Consider the following 10,486-nt stretch of genomic DNA (forward strand, 5'->3'; position numbering starts at 1 on the left):
TATAATAAAAAAGATGTTGGGGTAAAAAGATGCCATACGAATTGTTCCGTACTTTGTACTCCCACAATTCTAAAAAATAAAAGATATCATTTAAGAAAAGGAACTTCATATGATAACAAGTACAGCAAATGCACAGGTGAAAGCCCTGAGCAAACTGATAAAAAATGCAAGAGCAAGACGGCAGCAGCAACTGTATGTGGTGGAAGGAATCCGGATGTTCCGGGAGACACCGAAAGAGCGGATCGGGAAAGTGTACGTTTCCGAATCTTTTGCAAAAGATCCGGCACATGAAGGTGTTTTTGAAGGAACCGACTGGGAGATGTTGTCAGATTCCGTATTTGCTGCGGTGTCTGATACAAAAACGCCTCAGGGAGTGCTCTGTCTTGTGAAAATGAAAGAAAACCGGCTGGAAGATATGCTGGAGGATACAGACGGTGTCTGGCTGGTGCTGGAAAATGTCCAGGATCCGGGCAATCTCGGAACGATGTTCCGGACCGGGGAAGGTGCCGGAATTTCCGGTGTGATCATGGACAAGTGTACCGTGGATATTTACAATCCTAAGACGATCCGTTCCACCATGGGGAGCATTTTCCGGGTACCGTTTTATATTACTGAGGATCTGCATGGGACGCTTGGTCAGCTGCAGGAAAAGGGCATCCGTGTCTATGCGGCACATCTGGAGGGCAGTGTATGCTATGATGAACCGGATTACACGGGAGGAACTGCATTCCTGATCGGAAATGAAGGAAACGGGCTGACAGCGGAGACTGCAAAACTGGCGGATACCTATATCCGGATTCCGATGGGTGGACAGCTGGAGTCACTGAATGCAGCCATGGCAGCAGGTATTCTGATGTATGAAGCCAGCAGACAGAGAAGAGGGTAAGAATATGTTTCGTTTATGGGCAAAAGAATTTAAAGACAACCGGATGCTGCGGGATACGACAATCTGTGATGACAGCGATGAGACCCGCACGCACAAAGTATTTCATGCACTGGAAGAAGTATGTTACGTGTTTGATCTGGGAAAACCGATCTGGCTGGAACACAATATTGATGAGTTTAAACGTCATGCAAAAGCTCGTTTTTACCAGGATAGTTTTATTGAACAGATTAATTTTGATTTTTTGGAGATTCAGGTGATTGAGGAGGATTGATATGACGGATGGAGCAACACGCAGAATAGAACTGATGAATCGTTTAAAACAGGAAAACCGTCCATTGTCCGGTGCGGAACTGGCAAAGGAATTTGGCGTGAGCCGCCAGGTGATCGTGCAGGACATCGCACTGTTGCGTGCGACCAACCGCAATATCTTGAGCACAAATAAAGGATATGTGCTGTATGATCCGGAGCACGGTCAGAATCTGTGCCGGAGAATTTTTGCAGTGAACCATACCGACGCACAGATGCAGGAGGAACTGTATCTGATGGTTGATTGCGGCGGTTATGTCTGTGACGTGATCGTAGAGCATGAGATCTACGGACAGCTCAGTGCGGATCTGATTCTGAAAAACCGCTGGGATGTGGATGAGTTTATCCGGAAAATGGGTGAGACAGCGGATCTGCCATTAAAGGTCCTCACCGGCAACAGTCATCTCCATACGGTGGAAGCTGATTCTGAAAAAATACTGGATGAGATCGAGACGCGGCTGGCAGAAAAAGGATTTCTTAAAAATAAATAAAGAAAGCGCGCAAACAGACAAAAATCATAGAAAAATATGATACAATGGATAAGACGGCCAACCGATGTACTTTATATGAGGGACAGAAAGAAGGTCTGCCAAGTGAAATTCAGGAGGTTTTTTAGGATAGATGGCAGAAGAGACAGCGGAACGAGGGGAAAATGCCTATGACTGGCAAAGTTTGATGTTTTTATATAATGCGGCGATCAAGGAAGTCCGGACAAAGCTGGATATCATGAATGATGAATTTCAATACATTCACCAGTACAATCCAATTGAATATATCAAATCCCGCATAAAAACGCCGAACAGCATTGCAAAAAAATTAAGCCGGCACGGGCTGGAAAATACCATGGAAAACATGGTGGAGCATATCAATGATATTGCAGGTGTGCGTATCGTGTGCTCCTTTACATCCGATATCTATCGTCTGGCAGAGATGATTGGAAAGCAGAAAGAATTTACGATTCTTTATATCAAAGATTATATGAAGCATCCAAAGGAGAGCGGATACCGCAGCTATCACATGCTGATCACGGTTCCGATACAGACCACCAACGGGATCAATCCGACGAAAGTAGAGATTCAGATCAGGACCATTGCCATGGATTTTTGGGCAAGCCTGGAGCATAAGATCTATTATAAATTTGAGGGAAATGCTCCGGAGTATATCAGCCGGGAACTGCGGGATTGTGCGGCAATCACGTCCAAGCTGGATGCGAAAATGCTGTCACTGAATGAAGCAATCATTGCGGAAAAGGAACGGCAGCAGAGTGAAGAAGAACAATCGTGAGTGATAAAAGCTATTTTTGATACTCACATCACAGCACACAGGTAACTACGATAATTACACAGGTAACTTCGATAAATGAGAGTATAGTTTACAAGATACAGGAGGAAATGAATGAGCGCGATCAAAGATATCAATCTTGCTCCATCCGGAGCACACAAAATAGACTGGGTTCGGAAAAACTGTCCGCTGCTTCGCAGTCTGGAAGATGATTTTTCCAAAGAAAGACCTTTTGAGGGCATCCGTATTGCTCTTTCCATTCATCTGGAGGCAAAGACCGCATATCTGTGCAAGGTACTGGCAGCAGGCGGTGCGGAAATGTATATTACAGGAAGTAACCCGCTTTCCACGCAGGATGATGTGGCGGCAGCACTGGTGGCTGACGGTTTAAATGTATATGCATGGTATGACTGTACACCGGAAGAATATGATCAGCATATCACAAGTGTTCTGGAGAACGACTGCAATATCATCATTGATGACGGCGGTGATCTGGTGCATATGCTTCATACAAAGATGCAGGATAAACTGCAGTATGTCATTGGAGGTTGTGAGGAGACGACAACCGGTATCATCCGCCTGATCGCCATGGCAAAAAATGATGAATTGAAATTCCCGATGGTACTGGTAAATAATGCAGACTGCAAACATCTGTTTGACAACCGTTACGGAACCGGACAGTCTGTATTTGACGGTATCAACCGTACCACAAACCTGATCGTGGCAGGCAAATATGTGGTTGTTGCAGGATATGGCTGGTGTGGAAAAGGCGTGGCTATGCGTGCCAAAGGTCTGGGCGCAAAAGTTATTGTGACCGAAGTAGACCCGATCAAGGCGATTGAGGCAGTGATGGACGGATTTGATGTAATGCCGATGAACGAGGCAGCAAAGATCGGTGATTTCTTTATCACAGTAACCGGTTGTGCCGGCGTCATCAGCGAGGACGATTTCAAAGTGATGAAAAATGGCGCAATCCTGTGCAACGCAGGACATTTTGATGTAGAGATCGACATGAAACGTCTTCGTGAAATCGCACTGGATACCATTGATCAGCGTAAAAATATCGTAGGTTATCAGATTTCTGAGGATAAATGGATCTATGTACTGGCAGAAGGCCGTCTGGTCAATCTGGCAGCAGGTGATGGTCATCCGGCAGAAATCATGGATATGAGTTTCGCAATTCAGGCACTGAGTGCAAAATATCTGGTAGAAAATGCGAACAATCTGACAGAGAAACTGATCAGTGTTCCGCGTAACGTAGATCTGGAAGTTGCCAACAGAAAACTTCGTTTCCTTGGCAAATCCATTGATACATTGACACCGGAGCAGGAGAAATATCTGAATTCTTCCAATATTGACTTATAGGATAGAGCAGGATGCAAGAAAGGTCTGTTACATGCAGGAAAACATGTGGCAGGCCTTTTGTGGGAAATATGTGAAAGTGTGAGTCTTTTTGACTGAGATAAATTTCCTTGCAGTGCGTCTTTATTCATGGCATACTATAAGGAAGTGCAGTGTACCGTGGTTTCTGAAACAAAGAGGTCAGATTCCGGGGGTACATGGGTGGAATATGGAGGAATGAGAAGCGATATGAAGAAAAAAGGAATGGTGCTTTTTCTGACCGGTCTGCTGGGCATGTCCCTTTTCCTGGGCGGCTGTACCAGCAAATCAGAGAAGAAGGCACTGGAATATAAGCAGCTTGGTATCAGTCAGATGAAAGAAGCTAAATATGAGGATGCGGTCAGCAGTTTTCAGAAGGCTCTGGATCAGTCTCTGGGAAGGATCCGTGCACAGGAATTGGATGTGTGCTACTACAAGGCACTGGCACAGTACAAATCCGGAGATACCAAGGCAGCCATCAAGACTTATGACGGACTGGTGGATTATGATAAGAAAAACTGGGAAGTATACTATCTCAGAGGAAGTGTATTGCTGGCAGACGGACAGCCGGATGCCTGCCTGAAGGATTATGATAAGGCAGTGTCCCTGAATGATTCGGATGCGGAACTGTATGGACATATCAGCGAGAATCTGCAGAATGCAGGCAGGACGCAGGAAGCACAGAAATATCTGGAGCAGGGGTTGAAACTGAAACCATCTTCTGCATCTGATTATGAAAATATCGGGAAACTGTATGTCATCAAAGGTGATACGGAAAATGCGGTCAAAATGCTGACACAGGCGGCAGATAAGGGTGCGGACAGAGCATATCTGGCGCTTGGCAAACTGTATGCTTCAGAGAAAAAGATGGAGGATGCAAAGGCTGCATTCCAGAAATATATGGAAAAACATCCAAAAGATGCGGATGCGCTGGAACAGCTGGCGTCCATTGCTGCAGATGCAGGGGATTATGCGGATGCGGCAACGTATTATAAAGATGCCATGGAAGCAGCCAGCGGAGATCAGGTGAAAGAGCTGCAGAAAGCTCTGGTGGCTGTATATGAGAAAAACGGTGATTTTGCATCTGCACTGGAAGAGGCAAAAGACTATGTGGCAGATTATCCGGAAGATGAGACGATGCAGAAAGAGTATGAATTTCTGCAGACCAGGGTACTTACCGGACTGGAGAATACCGGAACTGACAATACACAGCAGGCGGATGATACAGCGGCAGATACAACAACGGAAGGAAACGGACAGTAAGTGGGAATCGTATACGAAAATGAACAGCCGGTGGAGCGCGTGATCCTGGTGGGGATCAGTGAGCGAAACGGTGATGATACAGAGAGTTCCCTGGCGGAGCTGGCAGAACTGGCAGCCACGGCAGGAGCTGAAGTAGTAGGCACGGTGATCCAGAATCTGGAACACATGCATCCGGGAACTTATGTAGGAACCGGTAAACTGGAAGAAATCCGGGATATGATCTGGGAAAAGGAGGCAACCGGAATCATCTGTGATGATGAACTTTCCCCGATCCAGATGAGAAATATGGAGCAGGTACTGGACAGCAAGGTCATGGATCGTACATTGCTGATCCTTGATATATTTGCGGCACGGGCACGGACCAGTGAAGGAAAGATCCAGGTAGAGCTGGCGCAGCTGAAGTATCGTGCCAGCAGACTGGCGGGCTTCGGACGATCCATGTCCCGTCTGGGCGGCGGTATCGGAACCCGAGGACCGGGTGAGAAAAAGCTGGAGATCGACCGGCGTCTCATCGGTCACCGGACGGCACAGCTCAACCGGGAATTGAAGGAAGTAGTGCGGCACAGGGAACTGACCAGGAGCCAGAGGATGAAGAGTCACACAAAAGTGGCAGCTATCGTTGGTTATACCAATGCAGGAAAATCCACGCTTCTGAATACGCTGACGGATGCAGATGTTCTGGAGGAAGATCAGCTGTTTGCAACATTGGATCCGACGACAAGAATGTTGGAATTATCCAATCACCAGAACCTGATGCTGACAGATACCGTAGGTTTTATCCGGAAGCTGCCGCATCATCTGGTAGATGCTTTTAAGAGCACACTGGAAGAGGCGAAATATGCGGATTTTATTATTCATGTGGTAGATGCTTCCAATCCGCAGTGGGATGCACAGATGCACGTCGTGTATATGACGCTGCAGGATCTTGGTGTCGTGGATAAGAAGATTCTTACGGTATTTAATAAATGTGACCGGATCACCGGAGAGGAAATCTTGCAGGATTTCCGGGCAGATAAGACATTGCGTATTTCTGCGAAGACCGGCATGGGACTGGATACACTGAAAGAAGTATTCGAGGATATGCTCCGGGATGGAAAAGTGCTGCTCAAGCATACATTTCCATATGAAAAGGCCGGAGAGATCCAGAAAATCCGCAAATATGGAGAATTACTGAAGGAAGAGTATACACCGGAAGGCATCTATGTGGAGGCTTATGTGCCACCGGAACTGTAATAAAACATTGCGGCGAAGTGTTGAAAATGATAAAATAAAGAATAATGATTCCATGCAGAAGTGATGTATCAAAAAGCTGCTTCTGCAAATGGAATCGGAAGAAGAAAACTGTTATAAATACATGGGAAGAAAGGAAGACAGTCAAGGATGGTACTTTTGATAAAAAACGGAACAGTCATCAATCCCGGCGACAAAACGATGACAAAGGCAGATGTTCTGATCAAAGACGGGACAGTGGCTGAGGTTGCACCTGCGATAAAAGAGAAAGCAGATGAGGTTTATGATGCGAAAGGCTGTTATGTCATGCCAGGATTTATCGATCTGCATGTGCATCTGCGGGATCCGGGTCTGGAGTACAAAGAAGATATCCAGACAGGCGGTGCAGCAGCACTTCACGGAGGATTTACGACGATCGTTGCCATGCCGAATACAAAACCGGTGGCAGACCGTCCGGACGTGATCGATTATGTGAAGCATAAAGCAGAGGCTGTGACGAAAGTGCATGTGCTGCAGACCGGAGCGGTGACGAAAGGTCAGAAAGGCGAGGAACTGGCAGATATTCACGGAATGGCGGCAGCCGGAAGCCGGACTATCAGCGAAGATGGCAAATCAGTTATGAACGCACAGCTTTACCGGGAAGGTATGCAGGCAGCCGCTGAGGAAGGACTTGTCGTTCTTGCGCACTGCGAAGATATCAATATGGTGCATGGTGGTGTGATGAATGCGGATGCGAAAGCAAACGAACTCGGATTTGCAGGCATTACGAACTCTGTGGAGGACGTTATTGTGGCGCGGGATATCCTGCTGGCCAAAGAGACCGGAGTACGCCTGCATCTGTGCCACTGCTCTACAAAGGATAGCGTGCGTATGGTAGAACTGGCAAAAGAAGAAGGTCTGCCGGTGACAGCTGAAGTATGCCCACATCATTTCTGTATGACATCCGATGATATCACAGAGGATGATGGTAATTACAAAATGAATCCGCCACTTCGTACGAAAGAAGATGTGGAGGCGTTACAGAAAGGTCTGGCTGATGATATCATGGACGTGATCGCAACGGATCATGCACCTCACGCAGCCAGTGAGAAGGAGCAGGGCATCCAGAAAGCACCGTTTGGCATTGTCGGCCTGGAGACTGCGGCAGCACTGACTTATACAGCGCTGGTAAAACCGGGTATTCTGACTCCGATGCAGATGGCAGAGAAGATGAGTTACAATCCGGCGAAGATCCTTGGTCTGGATAAAGGAACCGTGGAGGCCGGAAGTCCGGCGGATCTGACGATTTTTGACCCGGAATGTGAGTGGGTCATTGATCCGGCAGAGTTTTTATCCAAGGGCAAAAATACACCGTTTGGTGGTAAAAAAGTGACCGGAAAAGTCATGGCAACCATCGTGGACGGAGAAATCGTGTATCAGGAGAAATAGACAGGATCTTCCCCAAAAATAAACTATATATCATTTCATAAAGAGGAGAACGAAGTATAATGATCAACAAGTTAGTAGAGAAAATCAAGAAAACAGGCGCACCAATCGTTGTCGGCTTAGATCCGATGCTTTCCTATGTACCGGAGCATATTCAGAAAAAATCTTTTGATGAGTATGGAGAGACACTGGAAGGTGCCGCAGATGCCATCTGGCAGTACAACAAGCAGATCATCGACAGCACTTACGATCTGATCCCGGCAGTAAAGCCGCAGATCGCCATGTATGAGCAGTTTGGTGTGGAAGGTCTGAAAGCATTCCAGAAAACCGTTGATTATTGTCATGAGAAAGATCTGGTAGTAATCGGTGATGTAAAGCGTGGAGATATCGGTTCTACTTCCGCAGCTTATGCAACCGGACATCTTGGAAAAGTCCAGGTAGGAAGCAAGACATACCGCACATTTAATGAAGATTTCGCAACCGTAAACCCATACCTTGGTACCGATGGAATCAAACCATTTGCAGATGTGTGTAAAGAGGAGAAAAAGGGTCTGTTCATCCTTGTAAAAACATCCAATCCGTCCAGCGGTGAGTTCCAGGATCGTCTCATTGACGGCAAACCACTGTACGAGCATGTGGCTGAGAAAGTAGCTGCATGGGGAGAGGATGTCATGGGCGACGAGTACAGCTATATCGGAGCTGTTGTAGGCGCTACTTATCCGGAAGTTGGCAAAGTATTGCGTCAGGTAATGCCAAAGAGCTTCATCCTGGTACCTGGTTATGGTGCACAGGGTGGAAAAGGTAAGGATCTGACTCATTATTTCAATAAAGACGGTCTGGGAGCAATCGTAAATTCTTCCAGAGGTATCATTGCTGCTTACAAACAGGAGAAATATGCTCAGTTTGGCGCAGAAAATTTTGCAGATGCTTCCCGTCAGGCAGTTATTGATATGATCGAGGACATCGCTTCCGCACTGAAATAAAAGGAGAAGGAAATGGCAGAGAAATTCAAAGAGCAGGCAGTGATCATCAGCCAGGAGGAGATTGCTCCGGCGATTTACAGCCTGTGGATCAAAACAGATAAAATCGCACAGTATGCAAAGGCTGGACAGTTTATTTCTATTTACTGTGAGGATGGAAGCAGACTGCTCCCGCGTCCGATCAGTATCTGCGAAATTGATAAAGAGGATTGTGCCCTGCATCTGGTATATCGTATTGCAGGCGCAGGAACCGAAGAATTTTCCCAGAAGCAGACCGGAGATTATCTCTCTGTGATGGGACCGCTTGGAAACGGTTTCCCGTTAAAGAGCAAAAAAGCATTCCTGATCGGTGGCGGTATCGGTATTCCGCCAATGCTGGAACTTGCAAAACAGTTAAACTGTGAAAAACAGATCATCCTCGGTTACCGCAACAGCGATATGTTCCTTCTGGATGAGTTCAAAAAACAGGGGGAAGTATATATTGCCACAGAGGATGGCAGTATGGGATCAAAAGGAAATGTCCTGGATGCGATCCGGGAGAATGAGCTGGATGCGGAAGTCATCTATGCGTGTGGTCCGACACCGATGCTCCGTGCATTGAAACAATATGCGTCTGAAAACCATATGGAATGCTGGATCTCCATGGAGGAGAAGATGGCATGCGGTATCGGTGCATGCCTTGCCTGCGTATGTAAATCAAAAGAAGTAGATGGACATACCAATGTACATAACAAACGTGTCTGCAAGGAAGGTCCGGTATTTTTAGCAGAGGAGGTAGAACTGTAATGAATACAAAAGTAACGATTGCAGGAGTAACATTTGACAATCCGGTTATGGTTGCCTCCGGCACCTTTGGTTCCGGTGAGGAATTTTCCGAATTTGTAGATCTGAACCGCCTGGGCGCAGTAGTCACAAAAGGTGTGGCAAATATTCCGTGGCCGGGAAATCCGACGCCGCGTATTGCAGAAGTATACGGCGGTATGCTCAATGCCATCGGTCTGCAGAATCCGGGTATTGATGTGTTTGTGTCCAGAGATATTCCATTTCTGAAAAAATACGATACAAAGATCATTGTAAATGTCTGCGGAAAATCCACTGAGGATTACTGTGAAGTGGTGGAACGTCTGGCAGATCAGCCGGTAGATATGCTGGAAATCAATATTTCCTGTCCAAATGTCAAAGAGGGCGGTATTGCTTTCGGTCAGGATCCGAAAGCCGTAGAAGCAATCACAAGAGAAGTGAAAAAGCATGCAAAACAGCCGGTGATCATGAAACTGAGCCCGAATGTTACAGATATTACCGTGATGGCAAAAGCCGCAGAGGCAGGTGGCGCGGATGCCCTGTCCCTGATCAACACACTGACGGGCATGAAGATCGATGTCAACAAACGTGCGTTTGCAATTGCAAATAAGACAGGTGGATTGTCCGGTCCGGCAGTACATCCGATTGCAGTCCGTATGGTATATCAGGTGGCAAATGCAGTGAACCTTCCGATCATCGGAATGGGCGGCATCCAGAATACAGAAGATGCGCTGGAACTGATCCTGGCAGGAGCTACGGCTGTCAGCGTCGGAACTGCAAATTTTGCAAATCCGATGGTGACCATGGAGATCGTGGACGGTATCGAGCAGTATATGCAGATGCATGGTGTGGCGGATATCAATGAACTGATCGGGGCCGTAAAATAAAATTTTGTTTATCTATGTAAAGGGCAAATCTGAAGCAGAAATCCAGA

General features: G+C 46.7%; 11 protein-coding genes. All 11 read left to right on the forward strand.

All coding sequences use genetic code 11. The features are described 5' to 3' along the window. The first annotated feature begins 109 nt into the window (after positions 1-109). The 11 genes from HMPREF0373_RS03285 to HMPREF0373_RS03335 all read left to right on the forward strand — a co-directional run bounded on the left by HMPREF0373_RS03285 (position 110) and on the right by HMPREF0373_RS03335 (position 10,439). The gene (locus tag HMPREF0373_RS03285; protein WP_021738173.1) at positions 110-886 is read left to right on the forward strand and encodes a TrmH family RNA methyltransferase; all 777 of its coding nucleotides are present in this window, start codon (positions 110-112) and stop codon (positions 884-886) included. Between the two features lie 4 nt (positions 887-890). Further along, on the forward strand, positions 891-1,157 hold the full coding sequence (locus HMPREF0373_RS03290) for a hypothetical protein (protein ID WP_022036073.1): 267 nt from the start codon (positions 891-893) through the stop codon (positions 1,155-1,157). Between the two features lies 1 nt (position 1,158). Then, complete coding sequence (locus tag HMPREF0373_RS03295) at positions 1,159-1,683, forward strand: transcription repressor NadR (RefSeq protein WP_021738175.1); 525 nt, start codon at positions 1,159-1,161, stop codon at positions 1,681-1,683. 130 nt (positions 1,684-1,813) lie between these two features. Then, positions 1,814-2,476 (forward strand): GTP pyrophosphokinase, encoded by a 663-nt coding sequence (locus HMPREF0373_RS03300; RefSeq protein ID WP_021738176.1) that lies wholly within the window; start codon positions 1,814-1,816, stop codon positions 2,474-2,476. Between the two features lie 111 nt (positions 2,477-2,587). After that, a complete protein-coding gene (locus HMPREF0373_RS03305; RefSeq protein ID WP_021738177.1) occupies positions 2,588-3,838 on the forward strand; it encodes an adenosylhomocysteinase in 1,251 nt (416 codons plus the stop codon). Positions 3,839-4,063: 225 nt separating this feature from the next. Further along, positions 4,064-5,116, forward strand: coding sequence for a tetratricopeptide repeat protein (locus HMPREF0373_RS03310; RefSeq protein WP_167618620.1), 1,053 nt, complete (start codon positions 4,064-4,066; stop codon positions 5,114-5,116). Further along, positions 5,117-6,349: a GTPase HflX gene (gene hflX / locus HMPREF0373_RS03315; RefSeq protein ID WP_021738179.1), complete on the forward strand. Its 1,233-nt coding sequence runs from the start codon at positions 5,117-5,119 to the stop codon at positions 6,347-6,349. It abuts the gene before it with no gap. Between the two features lie 147 nt (positions 6,350-6,496). Further along, a complete protein-coding gene (locus HMPREF0373_RS03320) occupies positions 6,497-7,774 on the forward strand; it encodes a dihydroorotase (RefSeq protein ID WP_021738180.1) in 1,278 nt (425 codons plus the stop codon). 59 nt (positions 7,775-7,833) lie between these two features. After that, positions 7,834-8,754: an orotidine-5'-phosphate decarboxylase gene (gene pyrF / locus HMPREF0373_RS03325; RefSeq protein ID WP_021738181.1), complete on the forward strand. Its 921-nt coding sequence runs from the start codon at positions 7,834-7,836 to the stop codon at positions 8,752-8,754. A 12-nt stretch (positions 8,755-8,766) separates the two neighbouring features. Further along, positions 8,767-9,537 carry a dihydroorotate dehydrogenase electron transfer subunit gene (locus tag HMPREF0373_RS03330; protein WP_021738182.1) on the forward strand — a complete coding sequence of 257 codons (771 nt, stop codon included), beginning with the start codon at positions 8,767-8,769 and terminating at the stop codon, positions 9,535-9,537. After that, positions 9,537-10,439, forward strand: a complete 903-nt coding sequence (locus HMPREF0373_RS03335) for a dihydroorotate dehydrogenase (protein WP_021738183.1) — start codon at positions 9,537-9,539, stop codon at positions 10,437-10,439. Before HMPREF0373_RS03330 ends, HMPREF0373_RS03335 begins: the two co-directional genes overlap by 1 nt. Positions 10,440-10,486 lie beyond the last annotated feature (47 nt).

The sequence above is a fragment of the Eubacterium ramulus ATCC 29099 genome, from assembly GCF_000469345.1.
GTDB classification, from domain to species: domain Bacteria; phylum Bacillota; class Clostridia; order Lachnospirales; family Lachnospiraceae; genus Eubacterium_I; species Eubacterium_I ramulus.

What these genes read in the sequence shown, in the direction of transcription:
- HMPREF0373_RS03285 (WP_021738173.1), top strand. Translation starts at nt 110, where the DNA reads ATGATAACAAGTACAGCAAATGCACAGGTGAAAGCCCTGAGCAAACTG.
- HMPREF0373_RS03290 (WP_022036073.1), top strand. Translation starts at nt 891, where the DNA reads ATGTTTCGTTTATGGGCAAAAGAATTTAAAGACAACCGGATGCTGCGG.
- HMPREF0373_RS03295 (WP_021738175.1), top strand. Translation starts at nt 1,159, where the DNA reads ATGACGGATGGAGCAACACGCAGAATAGAACTGATGAATCGTTTAAAA.
- HMPREF0373_RS03300 (WP_021738176.1), top strand. Translation starts at nt 1,814, where the DNA reads ATGGCAGAAGAGACAGCGGAACGAGGGGAAAATGCCTATGACTGGCAA.
- HMPREF0373_RS03305 (WP_021738177.1), top strand. Translation starts at nt 2,588, where the DNA reads ATGAGCGCGATCAAAGATATCAATCTTGCTCCATCCGGAGCACACAAA.
- HMPREF0373_RS03310 (WP_167618620.1), top strand. Translation starts at nt 4,064, where the DNA reads ATGAAGAAAAAAGGAATGGTGCTTTTTCTGACCGGTCTGCTGGGCATG.
- HMPREF0373_RS03320 (WP_021738180.1), top strand. Translation starts at nt 6,497, where the DNA reads ATGGTACTTTTGATAAAAAACGGAACAGTCATCAATCCCGGCGACAAA.
- pyrF (WP_021738181.1), top strand. Translation starts at nt 7,834, where the DNA reads ATGATCAACAAGTTAGTAGAGAAAATCAAGAAAACAGGCGCACCAATC.
- HMPREF0373_RS03330 (WP_021738182.1), top strand. Translation starts at nt 8,767, where the DNA reads ATGGCAGAGAAATTCAAAGAGCAGGCAGTGATCATCAGCCAGGAGGAG.
- HMPREF0373_RS03335 (WP_021738183.1), top strand. Translation starts at nt 9,537, where the DNA reads ATGAATACAAAAGTAACGATTGCAGGAGTAACATTTGACAATCCGGTT.